This is a genomic window from Promicromonospora aerolata (assembly GCF_042682255.1).
GTDB classification, from domain to species: Bacteria; Actinomycetota; Actinomycetes; order Actinomycetales; family Cellulomonadaceae; genus Promicromonospora; species Promicromonospora aerolata.
The window spans coordinates 4,223,118-4,242,529 of sequence record NZ_JBHUHF010000001.1 but is presented as its reverse complement, the minus strand read 5'-3'; the positions used below and the strand labels follow the sequence as shown (position 1 = coordinate 4,242,529).

General features: G+C 74.6%; 18 protein-coding genes and 1 rRNA gene. 13 read left to right on the top strand and 6 right to left on the bottom strand.

The window, feature by feature from the left end; translation table 11 throughout:
- Window positions 1–141: 141 nt before the first annotated feature.
- Genes ACFSL2_RS18875 through ACFSL2_RS18835 form a run of 9 tightly spaced genes read left to right on the top strand, consistent with a single transcriptional unit; the run spans window position 142 to window position 10,826 of the window.
- Entirely contained in the window at window positions 142–1,815 is a 1,674-nt protein-coding gene (locus tag ACFSL2_RS18875; protein WP_377199308.1) for a carbamoyltransferase family protein, read from the top strand.
- Window positions 1,812–3,374: an HAD-IIIA family hydrolase gene (locus tag ACFSL2_RS18870; RefSeq protein ID WP_377199307.1), complete on the top strand. Its 1,563-nt coding sequence runs from the start codon at window positions 1,812–1,814 to the stop codon at window positions 3,372–3,374. Before ACFSL2_RS18875 ends, ACFSL2_RS18870 begins: the two co-directional genes overlap by 4 nt.
- The gene (locus tag ACFSL2_RS18865; protein WP_377199306.1) at window positions 3,371–4,477 is read left to right on the top strand and encodes a glycosyltransferase family 9 protein; all 1,107 of its coding nucleotides are present in this window, start codon (window positions 3,371–3,373) and stop codon (window positions 4,475–4,477) included. Before ACFSL2_RS18870 ends, ACFSL2_RS18865 begins: the two co-directional genes overlap by 4 nt.
- Window positions 4,474–5,499 carry a glycosyltransferase family 4 protein gene (locus ACFSL2_RS18860; RefSeq protein ID WP_377199305.1) on the top strand — a complete coding sequence of 342 codons (1,026 nt, stop codon included), beginning with the start codon at window positions 4,474–4,476 and terminating at the stop codon, window positions 5,497–5,499. The genes ACFSL2_RS18865 and ACFSL2_RS18860 overlap by 4 nt, the downstream gene beginning before the upstream one ends.
- Complete coding sequence (locus ACFSL2_RS18855) at window positions 5,489–6,781, top strand: glycosyltransferase (RefSeq protein WP_377199304.1); 1,293 nt, start codon at window positions 5,489–5,491, stop codon at window positions 6,779–6,781. The genes ACFSL2_RS18860 and ACFSL2_RS18855 overlap by 11 nt, the downstream gene beginning before the upstream one ends.
- Complete coding sequence (locus ACFSL2_RS18850) at window positions 6,778–7,443, top strand: D-sedoheptulose-7-phosphate isomerase (RefSeq protein WP_377199303.1); 666 nt, start codon at window positions 6,778–6,780, stop codon at window positions 7,441–7,443. The genes ACFSL2_RS18855 and ACFSL2_RS18850 overlap by 4 nt, the downstream gene beginning before the upstream one ends.
- Entirely contained in the window at window positions 7,440–8,978 is a 1,539-nt protein-coding gene (locus tag ACFSL2_RS18845) for a PfkB family carbohydrate kinase (protein ID WP_377199302.1), read from the top strand. The genes ACFSL2_RS18850 and ACFSL2_RS18845 overlap by 4 nt, the downstream gene beginning before the upstream one ends.
- The gene (locus ACFSL2_RS18840; protein WP_377199301.1) at window positions 8,975–9,730 is read left to right on the top strand and encodes an SDR family oxidoreductase; all 756 of its coding nucleotides are present in this window, start codon (window positions 8,975–8,977) and stop codon (window positions 9,728–9,730) included. The genes ACFSL2_RS18845 and ACFSL2_RS18840 overlap by 4 nt, the downstream gene beginning before the upstream one ends.
- Window positions 9,731–9,755: 25 nt before the next feature.
- Window positions 9,756–10,826, top strand: a complete 1,071-nt coding sequence (locus ACFSL2_RS18835) for a glycosyltransferase family 9 protein (RefSeq protein WP_377199300.1) — start codon at window positions 9,756–9,758, stop codon at window positions 10,824–10,826.
- Here the strand turns inward: ACFSL2_RS18835 and ACFSL2_RS18830 are convergent.
- A complete protein-coding gene (locus ACFSL2_RS18830; RefSeq protein ID WP_377199299.1) occupies window positions 10,720–11,682 on the bottom strand; it encodes an NAD-dependent epimerase/dehydratase family protein in 963 nt (320 codons plus the stop codon). The genes ACFSL2_RS18835 and ACFSL2_RS18830 overlap by 107 nt on opposite strands.
- A 235-nt stretch (window positions 11,683–11,917) precedes the next feature.
- On the opposite strand from ACFSL2_RS18830, the gene moaC reads away from it, so the two are divergent.
- Both moaC and ACFSL2_RS18820 read left to right on the top strand, forming a co-directional pair.
- Window positions 11,918–12,388: a cyclic pyranopterin monophosphate synthase MoaC gene (gene moaC / locus ACFSL2_RS18825; protein WP_377199298.1), complete on the top strand. Its 471-nt coding sequence runs from the start codon at window positions 11,918–11,920 to the stop codon at window positions 12,386–12,388.
- Window positions 12,385–12,624 carry a MoaD/ThiS family protein gene (locus ACFSL2_RS18820; RefSeq protein WP_377199297.1) on the top strand — a complete coding sequence of 80 codons (240 nt, stop codon included), beginning with the start codon at window positions 12,385–12,387 and terminating at the stop codon, window positions 12,622–12,624. The genes moaC and ACFSL2_RS18820 overlap by 4 nt, the downstream gene beginning before the upstream one ends.
- A gap of 41 nt (window positions 12,625–12,665) precedes the next feature.
- Here the strand turns inward: ACFSL2_RS18820 and ACFSL2_RS18815 are convergent, their stop codons facing one another.
- The 3 genes from ACFSL2_RS18815 to ACFSL2_RS18805 all read right to left on the bottom strand — a co-directional run bounded on the left by ACFSL2_RS18815 (window position 12,666) and on the right by ACFSL2_RS18805 (window position 14,722).
- Window positions 12,666–13,178: a MogA/MoaB family molybdenum cofactor biosynthesis protein gene (locus tag ACFSL2_RS18815; RefSeq protein WP_377199296.1), complete on the bottom strand. Its 513-nt coding sequence runs from the start codon at window positions 13,176–13,178 to the stop codon at window positions 12,666–12,668.
- On the bottom strand, window positions 13,175–14,089 hold the full coding sequence (locus ACFSL2_RS18810; protein WP_377199295.1) for a sulfite exporter TauE/SafE family protein: 915 nt from the start codon (window positions 14,087–14,089) through the stop codon (window positions 13,175–13,177). The genes ACFSL2_RS18815 and ACFSL2_RS18810 overlap by 4 nt, the downstream gene beginning before the upstream one ends.
- Before the next feature lie 174 nt (window positions 14,090–14,263).
- The gene (locus ACFSL2_RS18805) at window positions 14,264–14,722 is read right to left on the bottom strand and encodes an RrF2 family transcriptional regulator (RefSeq protein WP_377199294.1); all 459 of its coding nucleotides are present in this window, start codon (window positions 14,720–14,722) and stop codon (window positions 14,264–14,266) included.
- Window positions 14,723–14,776: 54 nt separating this feature from the next.
- On the opposite strand from ACFSL2_RS18805, the gene modA reads away from it, so the two are divergent.
- A complete protein-coding gene (gene modA / locus ACFSL2_RS18800) occupies window positions 14,777–15,556 on the top strand; it encodes a molybdate ABC transporter substrate-binding protein (protein ID WP_377199293.1) in 780 nt (259 codons plus the stop codon).
- Window positions 15,553–17,715, top strand: a complete 2,163-nt coding sequence (locus tag ACFSL2_RS18795; RefSeq protein WP_377199292.1) for an ABC transporter permease — start codon at window positions 15,553–15,555, stop codon at window positions 17,713–17,715. The genes modA and ACFSL2_RS18795 overlap by 4 nt, the downstream gene beginning before the upstream one ends.
- A 22-nt stretch (window positions 17,716–17,737) precedes the next feature.
- Here ACFSL2_RS18795 and ACFSL2_RS18790 read toward each other — a convergent pair whose 3' ends face one another.
- Both ACFSL2_RS18790 and rrf read right to left on the bottom strand, forming a co-directional pair.
- Window positions 17,738–18,994 carry an AGE family epimerase/isomerase gene (locus ACFSL2_RS18790; RefSeq protein WP_377199291.1) on the bottom strand — a complete coding sequence of 419 codons (1,257 nt, stop codon included), beginning with the start codon at window positions 18,992–18,994 and terminating at the stop codon, window positions 17,738–17,740.
- A 215-nt stretch (window positions 18,995–19,209) separates the two neighbouring features.
- Window positions 19,210–19,326 (bottom strand): 5S ribosomal RNA (gene rrf, locus ACFSL2_RS18785).
- Window positions 19,327–19,412: the final 86 nt, after the last annotated feature.

Genomic DNA, 19,412 nt, shown 5'->3' with positions numbered 1-19,412 from the left:
AGCAGGTATGCCGTGCAGACGCCAGCGGTTCCGCCGAGAAGCGGTTCGAGATGCGAGTGCTTGTGCAGCCGGAGAACGTAGGAGAACCGGAAGAAGCCCGGTGACGACCCATCTGTGGAGGTCACTGTGCGAGTTCTCGGCGTGAACGCTCTCTTTCATGATCCGTCGGCCGCGCTCGTCGTGGACGGTCACGTCGTCGCCGCGGCCGAGGAGGAACGGTTCAGCCGGCGCAAGCACGGTAAGCGCCCCGTCCCGTTCGCTGCCTGGGAGCTACCGGAGCAGGCGATGCGGTGGTGCCTCGACGTCGGTGGGCTGACGCCCACGGACCTGGACGCGGTCGCGTACTCCTTCGACCCGGCGCTCGCCAAGCCGTCGGACGAGATGGGGCTGCCCGACCCGTGGGACTGGCTGCGGCAGCGGTACGCCGAACGAGCACCGCAGTTCATCGCCACCGCGCTCCCCGGGCTCGACCCGGCCACCGTACGGTTCGTGCCCCACGAGGTGGCCCACGCCGCATCGGCGGCGCTCGCCTCCCCGTACCGCACGTGCAGCGTCATGTCGCTCGACGGCCGCGGCGAGCGCTCGTCCTACCTCGCGGGCCGGTACACCGACGGGCGGCTGGAGGTGCTGGCGAGCCAGGAGCTGCCGCACTCCCTCGGCCTCGTGTACGAGTCCCTCACCGAGCACCTCGGCTTCCTGCGGTCCAGCGACGAGTACAAGGTGATGGCGCTCGCGTCGTACGGGAGCCCGCGGTTCCTGCCGGAGCTGCGCGAGGTGCTGCGGACCACGCCCGACGGCGGGTTCGCGGCCGAGGCCCCCGACTGGTCGCGCTGGACCCGGCCGGCCACGCCCGGCTCGCTGCAGGAACCCACCGGGTCCGGCGGACTGCCGCCCGACCAGGCGGACCTCGCGGCGTCCGTCCAGGTGCGCCTGGAGGAGCTGCTGGTCGAGCTCGCCACGTCGCTGCACGAGCAGACCCGGGACACCGTGCTGGCCATGGCCGGCGGTACCGCGCTGAACTGCGTGGCCAACTCGCGGCTGTGGCGCGAGACCCCGTTCGAGCACGTCTGGGTCCAGCCCGCCGCGGGCGACTCGGGCACCGCCCTCGGCGCGGCCCTCCAGCTCACGGCGGAGGCGGGCGTGCGGACCGAGCCCATGCCCTCGGCGGCACTCGGGCGCTGGTGGTCCGACGACGAGCTGGCCGAGGCCCTGCGCACCGCGCGCGTGCCGTTCACGACTCCCGCCGACCTGCCGGACCAGGTAGCGGCCGTGCTGGCCGACGACGGGATGGTGGCCTGGTTCGACGGCCGGGCCGAGTTCGGACCGCGGGCGCTGGGACAGCGGTCGCTCCTGGCCAACCCGGGTCCCCGGTCCAACACCGAGCGCCTCAACGTGGTCAAGGGGCGCGAGCAGTTCCGGCCGGTCGCGCCGATGGTGCTGCTGGAGGACGCCGCCGACATCTTCTCGGGCGGCCCGATCCCCAGCCCCTACATGCTGTTCGTCCACGAGGTGGCCCCGGAGTGGCGGGACCGGATCCCTGCGACGGTCCACGTCGACGGCACGGCGCGCATCCAGACGGTGGACGGCACCCAGCCACGGCTCCAGGCGATGCTCCGGGCGTTCCGTGCCCGCACCGGCTTGCCGGTCGTGGTCAACACCAGCCTCAACACAGCGGGCCGCCCCATGGTCGACAGCCCCCGGGACGCGCTCGAGCTCTTCGGCTCGGCGCCCGTCGACCTGCTGGTGCTCGGTCCCCACCTGGTCCGGCGAGCGGACCTGTTCCCGTCCGAGCAGCCGTCCGGAGGTGTCGGGTGACCCCGTCGTACTCGATCGTCGTCCCGACCGTGGGCCGTCCCCAGCTGGCTGCCCTGCTCGGCTCGCTGCGCACCGCCTGCGCCGGTGGCCCGCAGCCGCTCGACGTGGTCGTGGTCGACGACCGCCCCTTCCCGGATGCGGACGGCGGGCGGAACCAGGACCTCGACCTCGGCCGCGACCCGGTCCCGGGCGTGCGTGTGCTCCGGACCGGCGGGCGGGGTCCTGCTGCCGCCCGCAACGTGGGCTGGCGCAGCGTACGGACCGAGTGGGTGGCCTTCCTGGACGACGACGTGGTGGTGCCCGAGCGCTGGGCCGCGGCGCTGGAGCAGGACCTGGCGACGGCCGGCCCCGACGTGGCGGGTGTGCAGGGCAGGATCGTCGTGCCGTTGCCGAGCCACCGGCCGCCGACCGACCTCGAGCGCAACACCGCCGGCCTGGAGACCGCGGCGTGGGCGACCGCCGACATGGTCTACCGCCGGTCAGCGCTACGGACGGTCCACGGATTCGACGAGCGCTTCCGGCGGGCGTACCGCGAGGACGCCGACCTGGCTCTCCGCGTGCGCACCGCGGGCTGGGACCTCGAGCACGGTGTCCGGTTCGTCGAACATCCCGTACGCCCCGCCGACGACCTGGCGAGCGTGCGCGCCCAGGCGGGCAATGCGGACGACGCGCTGCTGCGCACGCTCCACGGCCGCGACTGGCGCACGCGGACCCGAGCGGGCCGCGGCCGGCTGCCGTGGCACGTCGCGACCGTCGCGGCGGGGCTGACCGCGGTCGGGAGCTGCCTCGCCGCCGTCGGCCCGGCCTCCCCCGGCCGGCGTGCGGCGCGCGCGAGCGCCGTCCTCGCCGGCTCGGCCTGGGCGGGCCTCACCGCGGCATTCGCCACGCAGCGTCTGGCGCCTGGTCCCCGGCGCGGCGACGACGGCTACGGCCCCGAGCTGCGTCGGATGGTCCTGACGAGCGCGCTCATCCCGTTCGCCGCCGTCGGCCGGCGGGTGCTCGGCACCTGGCGGTGGCGGCGGGTGCTCGGCGGCGAGGTGCCGGCCTGGCCGCCGCCGATCCGTGCCGTCCTCTTCGACCGGGACGGCACACTCGTGCACGACGTGCCCTACAACGGTGACCCGGACGCGGTCGAGCCGATGCCGGGCGCCCGCCGGGTGCTGGACGGTCTGCGGGACGACGGCCTGTGGGTCGGTGTGGTCTCCAACCAGTCCGCCATCGGCCGGGGCCTGCTGACGAGCGCCCAGGTGGACGCCGTGGACGCCCGGGTCCGCCGGCTGCTGGGCCCGTTCGACACCTGGCAGCGCTGCCCCCACCGGCCGGAGGACGAGTGCACGTGCCGCAAGCCGGAGCCGGGTCTCGTGCTCCGGGCGGCCGCCGAGCTGGGGCTGCTCCCGGCCGAGTGCGCGGTCGTCGGCGATATCGGCTCGGACGTGGGCGCCGCCGTGGCGTCCGGTGCGCGCAGCGTCCTGGTGCCGACTGAGGTGACCAGACGCGAGGAGCTGTCCGCAGCTCCCGTGGTGGCCGCCACTCTCGACGAGGTGGTGACACTGCTATGACCCCCACACAGCACCGTGTCCGCGTGCTCGCGGTCCGGCTCGACAGCGACGGCGACGTGCTGCTGACCGGCCCCGCCATCCGCGCGCTGGCCGCGACGTACGACCAGGTGGACCTCCTGGTCTCGGGTTCCGGCCTGCAGGCGGCAGAGCTGTTGCCCGGCGTGACCGAGACCCTCCGGTTCGACGCTCCCTGGTCCGGGGCGGAGCCGCCCCGGGTCTCCGCCGAGGCCGTGCTCGATCTCGTGGCCGGGCTGATCGCGCGCCGCTACCAGCTCGCCGTCGTGTTCACGTCGTTCCACCAGTCGCCGCTCCCGATGGCGCTGCTGGCCCGCCTGGCCGGCATCCGGCGCATCGTCGGGGTGAGCGAGGACTACCCCGGCTCGCTGCTCGACGTGCGCCATCGCCGCCCTCCGGGCCTGCACGAGGTGGAGGCCGGCCTGGACCTCGCCGACCAGGCGGGCGCCCAGCTGCCCGCGGGTGACGACGGGCTGCTCGCCGTGCGGCGGCCGCTGCCCGCCGTGCCGCCGGCCGCCGAGCACACGCTGGGGGTCGGCGGTGCCCGGGGCCGGCGCTCCGTCGTCGTGCACCCCGGCGCGTCGGTGCCCTCCCGGGCCCCGCTGCCGGAGGACGCCCGGGCCATGGCCGCGCGCCTCGCCCGCGACGGCTGGGACGTGCTCGTCACCGGATCGGCCGCGGAACGGGACCTCACCGCGTACGTGGCCGGCGGTCACGCCACCGACCTGGGCGGACGCACCGACCTGGCCGAGCTCGCCGCCGTCCTGGAGTCGGCGGCCTGCGTGGTGGTCGGCAACACGGGTCCCGCCCATCTGGCGGCCGCCGTCGGTACTCCCGTCGTCAGCCTCTTCGCGCCCGTCGTCCCCGCCGACCGGTGGGCGCCCTACGGGGTGCCCCGGCTCGTGCTGGGCGATCAGGGCGCGGCCTGTCGCGGCACGCGGGCACGCACGTGTCCCGTACCGGGCCACCCGTGCCTCTCGTCGGTCACGCCCGACCAGGTGTCCGACGCCGTCGCGCGGCTCGCGCACCGGGCACCCCCGGCGCCGGCCACGGCCGGGCGGCCCCACGTCGAAGGGTGGACCTCATGAGGATCCTGCTGTGGCACGTGCACGGGTCGTGGACCACCGCCTTCGTCCAGGGCGAGCACGAGTACCTGGTGCCGGTGCTGCCCGGGCGGCCCGCCGACGGCCGCGGGCGCGCCCGGACCTGGGACTGGCCGGCCTCGGTACGCGAGGTGAGCCCGGCCGAGCTGCGCCGCGTGCTCGACACGGAGGGCGTCGACGCGGTGCTGCTCCAGCGACCGCACGAGGCCGGGCTGCTGCACGAGTGGACCGGCCGCCGCCCCGGCCGCGACGTACCTGCCGTGTACCTGGAGCACGACGCGCCCGGCGGGCCGGCCGCCGCCACGCGGCACCCCCTGGCCGACGCCGGCCCGGTCGCCGGCGGGCAGGTTCCGATCGTCCACGTCACGCGGTTCAACGCCCTCATGTGGGACACCGGTCCGGCCCGTACCGCCGTGATCGAGCACGGCATCCCCGACCCCGGCCACCGGTACACCGGTGAGCGGGAACAGGTCGCCGCCGTCGTGAACGATCCGGTGCGCCGCTGGCGGGCTGCCGGCACGGACGTGCTGCTGCACGTGGCCCGGGAGGTCCCTACCGAGGTGTACGGGATGGGCACGGAGCTGCTGGCGGAGCACCTCTCGCCCCTCGGCCCGACCGCGGCGGAGGCCACCGGGCACCTGTACGACCTGCCGCAGTCGGAGCTGCACTCCCGCCTCGCGGGAGCCCGCGCCTACCTGCACCCGTACCGGTGGACGAGCCTCGGGCTCGCCCTGCTGGAGGCGATGGCGCTGGGCCTGCCGGTCCTCGCCCTGCCTGTCACGGCCGCCTACGCCGCAGTGCCCCCGGAGGCCGGGGTGCTCAGCGCCGACCCCGACGAGCTCGCCGTCGTCGCCCGCCGCTGGCTCGCCGACCCGTCGGAGGCCGCCGCGTACGGCAAGGCCGCACGGGAGCACGTCCTCACCCACTACTCCCTCGACGTGTTCCTCAACAGCTGGACCACGCTGCTGACACAGGAGGTGTCCCGTGAAGATCGGCATGATCTCTGAGCACGCCAGCCCGCTCGCCACCCTCGGGGAGGCTGACGCCGGTGGGCAGAACGTCCACGTCGCGGCGCTGGCCCAGCGCCTGGCGGCGGACGGCCACACGGTCGACGTCTACACGCGGCGGGACGACCCGGCGCTCCCTGAACGGGTGCCCCTCACCGACGGGGTCGACGTGGTGCACGTCGCCGCGGGACCGCCCGAACGCCTGCCCAAGGACGAGCTCCTGCGCTGGATGCCGGAGTTCGGCGACGACCTCGCGGCGCGCTTCAGCGACCCGGACGTCCGACCCGACGTGCTGCACGCCCACTTCTGGATGTCGGGCCTGGCGGCGCTGCGGGCCACCCGCCGGTCGGACCGGCCGGGACCGACGGTCCCGGTGGTCCCGGTGGTCCAGACCTTCCACGCGCTGGGCTCCGTCAAGCGCCGGTACCAGGGCGTCGCCGACACCAGCCCGACCGCACGGATCCCCCTCGAGCGGACCCTGTGCGCGGACGTGGACCTGGTGGTCGCGACCTGTCACGACGAGGTCCGGGAACTGCGCCGGATGGGTGCCGCGGAGGACCGTGTCCGCGTGGTGCCGTGCGGCGTCGACCTCGGCGTGTTCACGCCGAGCACCACCCGCGCGGGCACCGCGGACGACGCTGCGCCCCTGCGGGTGCTGTCCCTGGGCCGGCTCGTGGAGCGCAAGGACGTGGCAACCGTCGTCGAGGCGCTCGCCCGGCTCGGCGAGCACGACCCCCCGGTGGAGCTGCTGGTGGCCGGCGGGCCGCCCCTCGACGAGCTCGAACGCGATCCCGAGGTACGCCGCCTGCGTGCCCTGGCCGATCGCCTGGGCGTCGCCGACCGGGTGCGGTTCCTCGGCGCGGTGTCGCACGACGAGGTACCGGCGCTGCTCCGTGGCGCCGACGTCGTGGCCTGCACCCCCTGGTACGAGCCGTTCGGGATCGTGCCGTTGGAGGCCGCCGCGTGCGGCCTGCCGGTGGTCGCGTCGGCGGTCGGCGGCATGCTCGACACCGTGGTGCACGACCGCACGGGACTCCTGGTCCCGCCGCGGGATCCCGCCGCGGTCGCCGACGCGCTCGTGCGGCTGTCGGACCGTCGCTTCCGGCTCCGCCTCGGCGCCGCCGCCCGGGTGCGCGCCGAGCGCCAGTACGGCTGGGCCGCCGTGGCCCGGCAGACGGCCGAGGCCTACGCCGAGGTCGTCAGTTCCTCGTCCGCTCGCCGGCCTCTGCCGCAGTGGCGTGCGACGGACGCTCCGCTGGTCCCCGCAGGAGGTACCCGATGAGTTCCGAACCCGTCCGCCCGACAGCCCTCCGGCCAGAAACCTCCAGCGGCCGGAGCTGGCTGCGCCAGCACCGCGCCGACCTGACGATCGGCCTCGACCACGTGACCGCCAGCCTCGGCCGCATCGAGGCCTGGGGACAGGACCTCGCCGACCGGCTGCTCGCCGGTCATCGGCTCCTGGTCGCGGGCAACGGCGGCAGCGCCGCCGAGGCCCAGCACCTGACCGCCGAGCTGGTCGGCCGGTTCGAGGGCGAGCGGGTGCCGCTCGCCGCCATCGCCCTGCACGCGGAGACCTCCAGCCTCAGCGCGATCGTCAACGACTACGGACAGGACGAGATGTTCGCCCGGCAGGTCGCGGCGCACGGGCGGCCAGGGGACGTCCTGCTGTGCCTGTCGACCTCCGGGTCGAGCGCCAACGTGCTGGTGGCGGCCCGGCGGGCCCATGAGCTCGGCCTGACGACCTGGGCATTGACGGGCCAGGCACCCAACCCGCTCGCGGCGCTGTGCGACGACGCGCTCAGCGTCCCGTCGGCGTCGACGTCGGCCGTGCAGGAGGTCCACCTCGTCGTCGCGCACGCGCTGTGCGCGGTGCTCGATGCGCGGGTCGCCGCACGGGCCCGCGTGGGGCGCGCCAGGTCCCCGAAGGCAGGAGCACGCACATGACCGGGAACGGCACCGCCGTCGGCGACCTCTCGCGCAAGCTGACCGGATCCGCGTCCGGCGAGAGCGGCGTCCGGCCCCGCATCGCCGTCGTGGGCGACGTCCTGCTCGACCGGGACATCGACGGCTCGGTCACGCGGCTTGCGCCCGACGCCCCGGTGCCCGTCGTCGACGTGTCGGAGGTACGGCAGAGCCCCGGCGGCGCAGGACTGGCCGCGCTGCTGTGCGCCCAGCGGGCCGACGTCGTGCTCGTCGCACCCCTTGCCGACGACACGGCCGGCCAGGAGCTACGGCGTCAGCTCACGGACGTGACGCTCGTCCCGCTCGGCCACGACGGCCCGACGCGCCGCAAGACCCGCGTACGGAGCTCTGGTCAGGGCCTCGTCCGCCTGGACGACGGCGGCCCGGGCACCCCGCTCGGGGTGGACCAGCGCACGGCGGAGCGGGTGCACGACGCCATCGCCGGCTGCGACGCCGTGCTGGTCGCCGACTACGGCGGCGGGGTGACCCATGACCCGCTCCTGCGGGAGCTGCTGGCCGAACGGGCCGAACAGGTGCCGCTCGTCTGGGACCCGCACCCACGAGGCGGCGTACCCGTCCCGGGTGCGGCGCTCGTGACGCCGAACGTGGCGGAGGCCCAGCGGGCGGCGCGGCAGCTCGCCCTCCAGCCCGCCGACACGGACACCGAGCTGCCCGCGGTGGCGGACGTGCTGCGCCGGGCCTGGGCCGTCCAGGCCGTCAGCGTCACCGCCGGGGACCAGGGCGCGTTCGTCGCCTCCCGGCAGGCCGACGCGGCGCACGCCGCCGACGGCTCCGGAGCCGTTCGGCACCTGCCCGCCCGGGCCGCGGACGGTCCGGACCCCTGCGGCGCCGGTGACCGGTTCGCCGCGACGGTGGTGGACCGGCTGGCGCGCGGCGACGGGGCGGCCACCGCCGTCCGCGAGGGCGTGGTCGCGGCGAGCGCCTGGGTCGCCTCGGGGGGCGCCGACGGATTCCGCCGGTCGCGCGAGGCCCCGGAACGGCCCACGGCGCGGAGCCGTTCCGCCTCCCTGGAAGAGCTCGGCGCTCGGCTGCGCGCGGAGGGCGGGGTGGTCGTCGCGACGAGCGGCTGCTTCGACCTGCTGCACGCCGGCCACGTCACCATGCTCGACGCCGCACGGCAGCTGGGCGAGCACCTGGTGGTGCTGGTCAACTCCGACCGGTCCGTGCGACGCCTCAAGGGCCCCGAACGGCCGGTGGTGCCGCTGGCCGACCGGCTCCGGGTCCTGGAGGGCCTCGGCTGCGTGGACGCGGCGGTCGTGCTGGACGACGACGAGCCGTCGAACGCCGTGGCCGCCCTGCGACCGGACGTCTGGGCCAAGGGCGGCGACTACACGTGGTCGGAGCTGCCGGAGGCGGCGGTGGTCCGTTCCTACGGCGGGCGCGTCGTGACCCTGCCATATCTCCCGGGCCGCTCGACCACCGGGCTCTTCAGCCAGGTCCGGGAGTCCGAACCCGTACCCGCCGCCATCCCACCGACCATGAGGAGGTCATCATGACCGCAACCACCACCACTGCCGGCACGCCGTCCGCCGTCCCTGCTCCCGCGAGCTCCCCGCTCGCCCCGAGATCCGTCGGCACGGTGTTCGTCACCGGCGGGGCATCGGGGCTCGGCGCGGCGCTCGTCGACGTGCTGGCCGCCGTCGGGGGCACGCCCGCCGTCGTCGACCTGGCCGAACCGACCGCCGACGTGCCCTTCGCCGGCGCCGACCTCGGCGACCCGAACGCCGCGCAGGCCGCCGTCAGCTCCCTCGTGGAGCAGGTGGGCCCGCCCGACGCGGTGGTGACCGCCGCCGGGATCGACGCGTGCGGCCCACTGCTCGACATCGACCCGGAGCACTGGGAACGCGTGGTCCGCGTCAACCTGTTCGGGACGGTGTCGATGGTTCGGGCCGCCCTGCCGTACCTGGAGGAACGCCACGGCACGGTGGTCACCGTCGCCTCCACGCTCGCGTTGCGCGGGGCGGGCGACGCGACGGCGTACTGCGCGTCGAAGTGGGGAATCCGCGGGTTCACACAGGCGCTCGCGGCCGAGTACGCGGGCCGGGTGGGCGTGACCTGCCTGATCCCGGGGGGCATGCGGACGCCGTTCTTCGACGGCCGCACCGAGCAGTACAAGCCGGGTCCGGATGCTGACCTCAACGACCCCGCCGCGACGGCCGCCGCCGTGGTGACCGCGTTGACGCAGCCGCCGGGGAGCGAGATCCGGGAGATGCTGGTCATGGCGTCGGGAGAGGCATCATGGCCGTGACCGGGCGAATCGTCAGGAGCCTGCCATGACCGTGCTCGTGCTCCGTGCGCTGGGCCTCGGTGACGCCCTGACCGGCGTGGCAGCGCTCCGCGGGGTGCGGCGAGCCTGGCCCGGACACCGGGTCGTGCTCGCCGCACCCCAGCCCGTCGGCCAGTGGCTGGCCGGCCACGGGGTGGTGGACGCGGTGCTGCCGACGCGGGGGCTGTCGCAGCTCCCCTGGCCCTGGGCCGGCCCGGGCGGTGCGCAGGACGCACCCGGATGCCTGGCGGTGAACCTGCACGGACGCGGCCCGGAGAGCCACCGGGTGCTGCAGGCCACCCGCCCCGACGCCCTGGTCGCCTTCGCCAACGCCGAGGCCGGACACGTCGGCCCCGACTGGGACGAGACCGAGCACGAGGTGCTGCGCTGGTGCCGGCTGGTGCGGAGCGTCGGCGGCCACTGCGACCCGGAGGATCTCCGGCTCGGCCCCGCGGACCCGCCGGGCGGGCGCGGGCAGGAGAGCGGCCCGGGCGAGGTGATCGTCCACCCGGGAGCGGCCGCCGAGGCCCGCCGCTGGCCCGCCGCACGGTGGGCCCAGGTGGTCGCCGCTCTCGCGGCACAGGGCCACGCCGTCGTGCTGACCGGGTCGGAGGCCGAGCGGGGCCTGTGTGCCCGGGTCCGGCGGGAGGCCGACCAGGGCGACGCGGTGCGGGACGCCTCGGGGCGGCTGGGCCTCCAGGCGCTGGCCGATCTGGTGTCCGCGGCGCCGCTGCTGGTCAGTGGCGACACGGGTGTCGCCCACCTGGCCACGGCCTACGGCACGCCGTCCGTCACGCTGTTCGGGCCCACGCCGCCCGAGCTGTGGGGTCCCACCATCGACCTGCCCCGGCACGCCGTCGTCTGGCACGGCGAGCGGGGTGCACCGCCGCGTGACCCGAACGCGAGCCGCCTGGACCCGGCTCTCGCCCAGGTGCCCGTGGACGAGGTGGTCGCCGCGTGCGAGTCGGCGCTCACGCAGCTCCCCGCGACCGGGAGCGAAACCACGACACCGTCCTGGCCAGACCGTCCAGCCAGGGCACCCGGGGTTCCCACCCCAGCTCGGTACGCGCCAGGCTGATGTCCGGGCAGCGCATGCCGGGATCGTCGACGGGTCGCTCGACCTGCTCGACCGGTGACGCCGAACCCGTCGCCCGGATCACGTCCTCGGCGATCTGGGCGACGGTCAGCTCGTGCGGGTTGCCGAGGTTCATCGGGCCGGGATGGTGGCTGTCCGCGAAGGCGAGCAGGCCCGCGACCAGGTCCTCGACGTAGCAGAGGGATCGTGTCTGGCTGCCGTCGCCTGCGACCGTGAGGGGTTCGTCGGCGAGCGCCTGTCGGACGAACGTGGGGACCACGCGCCCGTCGTGCGCCCGCATGCGCGGACCGTAGGTGTTGAAGATGCGGACGATGCCGGCGTCGGTGCCGCGTGCGCGCCGGTAGCCGGCCGTGAGTGCCTCGCCGAACCGCTTGGACTCGTCGTAGACGCTCCGGGGCCCGACGCTGCTCACGTTGCCCCAGTAGTCCTCGGTCTGGGGATGGACCTGTGGATCGCCGTACACCTCCGAGGTGGAGGCGAGGACGAAGCGCGCGCCGTGCTCGTCGGCCAGCTCGAGTGCGGTGCGGGTACCCCGCGACCCCGCGTCGAGCGTCTCGATCGGATGCTCGAGGTAGTCGACGGGCGACGCCGGTGAGGCCAGGTGCAGCACCAGGTCCACGCCGGGGCGCAACGCGGCCCGGACAGCACGAGAGGTGCAGCCCTCGGCGACGTCGCAGTGCTCGAACAGGAACGCGGGGTCGCCACGAAGACCTGCCACGTTCGCGGCCGCACCGGTCAGCAGGTTGTCGAGGCACACCACCTCGGCACCGGAGTCGAGGAGCGCCTCGCACACCCAGCTCCCCACGAATCCTGCACCGCCCGTGACGACGGCCCTCATCGCAGGGCCTCGCCCGGGCATCCGGTCCAGCTGTCGCTGCTCATCGGGTCGTCCTCTCGCCGGAGGTCCAGCAGCCTCGTCTCGACCGCACCGTTCCCTCGACCGCACCGTTCCACGGTGCACCGGGCCTGCTTCACTCGCAGCGGCGCTCGGATCGGGTTCGGGAGACGGTGGTTCGGGCGACCAGTAGTTCGGGAGACGGTGGTTCGGCCGGCCGGCGTGGCACCCTGGTCCCGTGACCTTCACGCATCTTGATGACCGCGGTCAGGCCCGCATGGTCGACGTCACCGCCAAGCAGCCGACGATCCGCTCCGCGACGGCGTCCGGCACCGTCCGGTGCGGCCCCGACGTCGTGCGGGTGCTGCGCGACGGCGCCGTGCCCAAGGGGGACGTGCTGGCGGTGGCCCGTATCGCGGGCATCGCAGCGGCCAAGCGGACGCCGGAGCTGCTGCCGCTGGCACACGTGATCGGCGTGCACGGCGCGGCGGTGGACCTCGAGGTGACCGACGACGGCGTCGTCATCTCGGCGACGGTCCGGACCGCCGACCGCACGGGCGTGGAGATGGAGGCGCTCACCGCGGTAGCCGTGGCGGGCCTTGCCGTGGTCGACATGGTCAAGGGCCTGGACAAGTCCGTCTCGCTCGCGGACGTGCGCCTCGAGCGCAAGACCGGTGGCAAGTCGGGCGACTGGGTGCGTGCGGAATGATCACCGTCCGCTACTTCGCCGGCGCGCGCGAGGCGGCCGGGGTCACCACCGAACGGCTCGACGGCCCGACGTCGGTCGCCGGTCTCCGGGCGAGCCTCGCCGCCGCGCACCCCGGTCTGGCCGAGGTCCTGCCGAAGTGCGCGCTGCTGGTCGCGGGTGCCCGGGCGACGACCGACGACGCGGTGGTCCCGGACGACGTCACGGTCGACGTGCTCCCGCCGTTCGCGGGCGGCTGACCCTACCCTGCTGAGGTAGAGCTGCTTCGACCCGAGCTCTACTACGGCGTGGGGCGGGGGTGGTCGCCGCCGTCGAGCTGCGAGCGGACGTGGGGCCAGAGCGTCAGGATCACCTCGAGCCCGTCGCGCACCCCGCCCGACGACCCCGGCAGGTTCACCACGAGAGCACGCGCCCCGTCCGCGGTGCCGGCGAGCCCCGCCAGCCCTCGGGAGAGCGCGGCCGTGGGCACGCCCGCCGCGATGCCCTGCTGGCGGACGGCCTCGGCGATCCCCGGGATCTCGTAGTCGAGCACCTCGCGCGTGCCCTCGGGCGTGAGGTCCCGCGCCGTGATCCCGGTGCCGCCGGTGGTGATGACCAGCCGGGCACCGTCGGCGAGCACGGTGCGCAGCACGTCCCGGACCGACTCGACGCCGTCGGCCACCAGGTGCCGGACGACGTCGGTGAGTCCTGCCTGCTGCAGGAGCGACGCCGCCGTCGGGCCCGACCTGTCCTCTGCCTCGCCACGTGCACAACGGTCGGAGACGGTGATCACCGCTACCCGGTCGGACGTCATACGGACACGCTATCGGCCTCCGGCTGCTGGGGCTGCGCCGCCGCGACCGCCTTGTCGCGGCGGTAGGCGCGTACGGACCACGCCACCGCCGCGACCCAGGCGACCCACACCACCACGTACACGCCGGTCCGTACGCCGTCGGAGGCGGCGATCCAGTCGCTGTTCAGCAGGGTGCGCGAGTTGGTGAGCACGATGACTCCGCCGACGAGCGACCCGAGCACGCGCGGCGGCACGAGCCGAACGAGCCATGCGGCGATCGGAGCGGCGATGAGGCCGCCGATGAGCAGGGCCAGGGCCCAGGTGAGGTCGATGCCCTCGCCGCTGAGGCCGACGAAGAAGCCGGCGCTGGCCGCGATCGCCACGAAGAACTCGCTGGTGTCGATCGAGCCGATCACCTTGCGCGGCTCCATCCGACCGCTCGCCAGGATCGCCGGCGTGCCCACGGGGCCCCAGCCGCCACCACCCGTGGCGTCCATGAAGCCGGCCACCAGGCCCAGCGGGGTCAGGAACCGACGGCGGAGCGGCTTGTCGGAACGCGCCGGGAGCCCCTGCACCGTGAAGCGGAGCAGCACGTACAGCCCGAGCGCGAGCAGGATCAGCGACATCACCGGTGCGGCGATCTCGGTGGAGAGCGACGACAGGAACGTCGCGCCGGCGAACGCACCGACCGCGCCGGGGATCCCGATGCGTGCCACGACCCTCCAGTCCACGTTGCCGAAGCGCCAGTGCGACGCACCGGACGCGAGCGTGGTGCCGATCTCGGCGAGGTGCACCGTGGCCGACGCCGCGGCGGGGTTGGTGCCGATCGCCAGCAGCAGCGTCGTGGAGGTGACGCCGTAGGCCATGCCCAGGCTGCCGTCCACCAGCTGGGCGCCCAGCCCGACGAGCGCGAGCAGGATCAGGGTTCTCATGGTCATCGACCTTCCGCGTCCGGGGGTGCTGCACCGGCCGCACCGAACGGCCGGGGACAGAGTAACCGCCTAATCCGGTCGGAAACAACAGGCATCTTATCCGTCGGATAAGTAGACATACCCGCGGGGCCGGAGCGACCCGCCGGCCCCGCGGCGTCGACGAGTGCTGTGGAGCTAGGAGTTGGCCCAGGCCGAGTCACCCTGGGTCAGCGCCCGCACGTCGTCCGGCAGCGTGCCCGCCACCAGGTCGGCGAGCGACACCGCCTCGAGCACGGCACGGACGTTGGCACGCAGCGCCACCCACACGTGGAGCAGGGGCGCGGCCGGCCCTTGGAACTCCAGGTCGGACGGCCGGTTGCCGCGCACGAACACCAGCGGACCGTCCACGGCGCGCACGACGTCGGCGATGGTGATCGACTCGGCAGCCCGAGCCAGCCGGTAGCCGCCGCCCGCACCGCGGTGGCTCGTGACGAGCCCGTCGCGGCGCAGGTCGCTCAGGATCCCCTCCAGGAAGCGGTGCGGGATGTCCTGTGCGCGGGCCAGGGCCTCGGCGCGGACGGGCCCGTCGTGGTCGGTGGCCGCCAGCTCGGCGGCTGCCCGGACGGCGTAGTCGGCTCGTGCGGAGATCCTCATGAACCCATTCTCTCCTGTGCGCCGCGCACGGCGTGCCGGGATAGCCTCGGCACCGTGTCGAGACTCGCGAAGCTGCCCACCGGTGCGCCGCGCCGGGCGCCGGCACCGGGCGTGGCCGTGGTGGTCGCCCTCGTCCTGACGGGGTGCACCACGGCCTCCGACGGCGAGACCCTGACCGTGCTGGCCGCCGCCTCGCTGCGTGAGCCGTTCGCGGCGCTCGAGACCACGTTCGAGGAGACGCACCCGGATGTGGACGTCAGGATGTCGTTCGGCGGGTCCTCTGATCTCGCCGACCAGATCGAGGCGGGCGCGCCCGCCGACGTCGTCGCCACGGCGGACGAGCCCACCATGGATCGCCTGTCCGACGCCGGGCTGGTCGCCACCCCGACCGTCTTCGCCACGAACGTGCTCACGGTCGTGGTGCCCGCCGGCAATCCCGCGGGCGTCGAGGACCTTGCCGACCTCGGACGACGCGACGTCGACGTGGTGCTCTGCGCGCCGGAGGTGCCCTGCGGCCGCGCCGCGGCGGCGGTGCTCGACGCCGCCGACGTCACCCCGCACACGGTGAGCGCGGAGCCGAGCGTCACGGACGTGCTGGCCAAGGTGGCCCTGGGCGAGGCGGACGCCGGCCTCGTCTACGTCACCGACGCGGCCACGGAGCCCGACGACGTCGAGACCGTCCCCACGCCCGCGGCGGCCGACGTCGTCAACCGGTACCCCCTGGCCGTGCTGGCCGACCCGCCGGCCCCCGACCTGGCCGAGCAGTGGGTCACGCTCGTCACGGGCAGGGAGGGACGGTCGGCACTGTCCGAGGCGGGGTTCGGTACGCCGTGAACGGCCTGCCCCGCTGGCTGGTCCTCCCGGCCGTGCTCGGCGCGCTGCTGGTGGTCCTGCCGGTCGCGTCGCTGCTCACCCGGGTCGACGTCGGCTCGCTGTGGCTGCTCCTGACCGCTCCGGGCGCTCGGGACGCGCTCTGGCTCTCCCTGCGCACCTCGGTCGTCGCGACCGTCCTCTGCGTGCTGCTGGGCGTGCCGCTCGCGCTGCTGCTCGCTCGCGCGTCGTTCCCCGGACGCCGGCTGGTCCGCGCGCTCCTGCTCCTCCCCCTCGTGCTGCCGCCGGTGGTCGGCGGCCTCGCGCTGCTCACCCTGCTCGGGCGGAGCGGGCTGCTGGGCGGTGCGCTCGAGGTCATCGGGGTACGCGTCCCGTTCACGACGGCGGCCGTGGTGCTCGCGCAGGCGTTCGTGGCCCTGCCGTTCCTGGTCCTGACGCTGGACGGCGCCCTCCGCTCCCACGACACGGCGCACGAGGACGTCGCCGCGACGCTGGGTGCGCGGCCCACCCGCGTGCTGCGCCGGGTGACGCTGCCCGCGCTCGCACCGGCGCTCGTCTCCGGGACGGTCCTGGCCTTCGCCCGCGCGCTCGGTGAGTTCGGCGCGACCATCACGTTCGCGGGTGCGCTCCAGGGCGTCACCCAGACCCTGCCCCTCGAGATCTACCTGCAACGCTCGTCGGACCCGGACGCCGCGGTCGCGCTCTCCCTCGTGCTCGTGGTGGTCGCGCTGGCGATCATCGTGGCCGCGTACGGACCGTGGCCCCCTCCGGTCCCGGAACCCGGTGCGCCGAGCCCGGCGGCCGCCACCGGGCGGACGTACGCGGAGGTGGGGACGTACCGGACGTCGCGGCCGGCCCGTGGAGCCGATGCAGGCGGTACCGCGTCCGACGGTCCGACGGGCGTCGCGGGCGATGCGGGCGTCGCGGCGGGCGGGCGGTCCCGCCCACCAGCCTCGCTGCGCGTGCACGTCCGGGTACCGGAACGTGGCGTCGACGTCGCGTTCGAGGTGTCGCCCGGTGAGGTGGTCGCCATCCTGGGCCCGAACGGCGCCGGCAAGTCGACCCTGCTCCAGGCCGTCGCCGGCCTGGGCAGCCACGGCGGGGACGCCACGGTCGCCGTCGGTGACCGGATGCTGACCGGCCCGGGCGTGCCGACCCTGCCTCCGCGCGACCGCCGCGTCGGCTGGCTCGGCCAGCGCGCCCTGCTGCTGCGCCACCTGTCCGTCGCCGACAACGTGGCCTTCGGCCCCGTCTCCCGCGGGATGCGCCGGGCGGCGGCCCGGTCCCTCGCCCGTTCCCTCCTGGCCGACGTCGGCGCGGCACACCTCGCCGTCCGCCGCCCCCACGAGCTCTCGGGCGGTCAGGCGCAGCGAGTGGCGATCGCCCGCGCCCTGGCCACAGATCCGGACGTGCTGCTGGTGGACGAACCGTTCGCCGCCCTCGACGTCGGTGCCGCTCAGCATGCCCGCCTGCTGCTGCAGTCGGCCCACCGCGCCGCGCCGCGCACCACGCTGCTCGTCACGCACGACCTGCTGGACGTCGCCCAGCTCGCCGACCGGGTCATCGTGCTGGAGCACGGCCGAGTTGCCGAGGACGGCCCTGCCGCGGAAGTGCTCACCCGGCCACGTTCATCGTTCGGTGGACGCTTCGCGGGAGTGAACCTGCTGGTGGGCAGGGTTGCGGAGGCTGCGGGGAACGGCAGCACGGACGCGCTCGGGGCCGGCCCGGGCCGTACCGCAGACATCGCGGAAGCGTCGAACGTCGTCCTCACCACCGCGCTCGGCGACGTCCACGGCACCAGCGACGACCTGCTCGACCTGGGCGCCGAGGCCGTCGCGCTCTTTGAACCACGCGCGGTGTCGGTACACCGGGAGCCGCCCGGCGGCAGTCCGCGCAACGCGTTCTCGGTGGTACTGACCGGGATCGAGCCGCACGGCCCCTTGCTGCGGGTATGGGCCACCGCTGGGCGGGCTCCCGGCGGGCACAGTGCTGAGGTCTCCGGCACTGGGGCCTCCGGCGTGGCTGGCGCGGTCGGTGCGGCGGTTCCGGAGCACATCGCCGCCGATCTCACACCCGCCGCCGTCGCCGAGCTCGGCGCAGCTCCCGGGGAGCGGCTCTGGTTCGTCGTGAAGGCGGCCGAGGTGACGGTGCTCCTGCGGTGACCGGCACGGCTGTCCGCCGTCGTCAGGCCAGGATATGGCCCGCCCGCTGCGCCGAGGCGGCGAACGACCCGGTCAGCGGCAGCTCGGGCAGAATCACTGCCTGCGCGGCGTGGTAGACGTCGGGCTTGCCGACCCAGGTACGGCCGGACGGCTGGTTCTCGGTGTCGAGCTCGTGGTGCCAGGAGCCGTGCGCGGCGTCGATGAGGTTCGCCTGGATCCACGCCCACCACTCCCCCTCGAGCTCGGCGTAGCGGGCCTCGCCGGTGACCCGCCCCAGCACGTGCGCGGTGGCGACCGCCTCGGCCGCCACCCAGTGGAAGCGGCGCGCCTCGACCGGCGTGCCCGACCAGTCGGTGGTGTAGACGAAGCCGCCACCGTTGGCGTCCCAGCCGTCCTCGACCGCCCGGTCGAACAGGGCGACGGCCGAGTCGGTCCGTCGTCCCGACGTGCCCGCCTCCGCGTCGATCTGGAGCAACAGCCGTGCCCACTCGAGCCCATGGCCGGGTGTCGCCCCGTAGGGCTTGAACGGGTCGTGCGGCCGGTCCGAGTTGTACTCGAGCATGGGGTTCCAGGCCGCGTCGAAGTGCTCGGGGATCCGCCACTCGTTGGACGACGCCCAGCTCACGACCCGGTCACCGATCGCCGCCGCGCGCTCCAGCCACAGGCCGTCGCCGGTCGCGGCATGCGCCGCCAGCAGCGCCTCGACGGAGTGCATGTTGGCGTTCACTCCGCGGTAGTCCGACGCCGACGACCAGTCCCGTGACCGCTCGTCCAGGTGCAGTTCCTGCTCCGGCTCCCAGAACCGCGCGTCGAGGACGGCAAGCGCCGTGGTGAGCAGCTCCGACGCGCCGGTGATGCCGGCGACCTTCCCCGTCGAGGCGGCGAGCACCACGAAGGCGTGCGCGTAGGCCTCCTTGGTACCGACCAGCTCGTCGCCCTCGCCGCGGGACGCGAGCCATCCGCCGAACTCCGGGTCACCCAGCACGTCCCGGAGACCACTGATCGCCCGGGCGGCGTACTCGTCCGCGCCGCTCACCCCCAGCAGGTGCCCGACGGCGAAGATGTGCGCCATCCGCGACGTGATCCACGTTTCCACCGGGTGTGATTCATCGGGACGTCCCAGGTCGTCGAGCCAGCAGGCGGCCCCGTCCTGCCGGATGGATCCCTCGGCGAAACGCAGCAGCGAGACGAAGTGGTCCCTGCGCCACACGGACTCGGTGGTGCTTGCGGGCTGATTGCTGGTGGCGCCCGCACCGGTGCGGGTCGTGTCTGCGTTCACACGGCCACGATAGTCGCGGCGGCTGTGCGGGGGACAAGTTGCCCAGGAACGCCGGCGCCGGGCCCGCAGGACCGTGAGCCTGGCCCTCGTGCGCCGCGCTCGGTGCGACGACGGTCGCCGTGTCGTCGGTTGCCGTGTCGTCGGGTGCACAAAAGAAGGGAGCCTTCCTTTCCTGACCAGTACTGGTCGGAAAGGAAGGCTCCCCTTGAATGGTTGTCCGGCGGCGTCCTACTCTCCCACCCCGTCTCCAGGGCAGTACCATCGGCGCTGTGAGGCTAAGCTTCCGGGTTCGGAATGGGACCGGGCGTTTCCCCCACGCTATGACCACCGTAACACTATCGAGAAGGCAAACCCTCTCCGCCACTCCCAACCCAACACCCTTAAAAAGAGGGATGTGTGCTGGTCGTGTGTCGGGGGG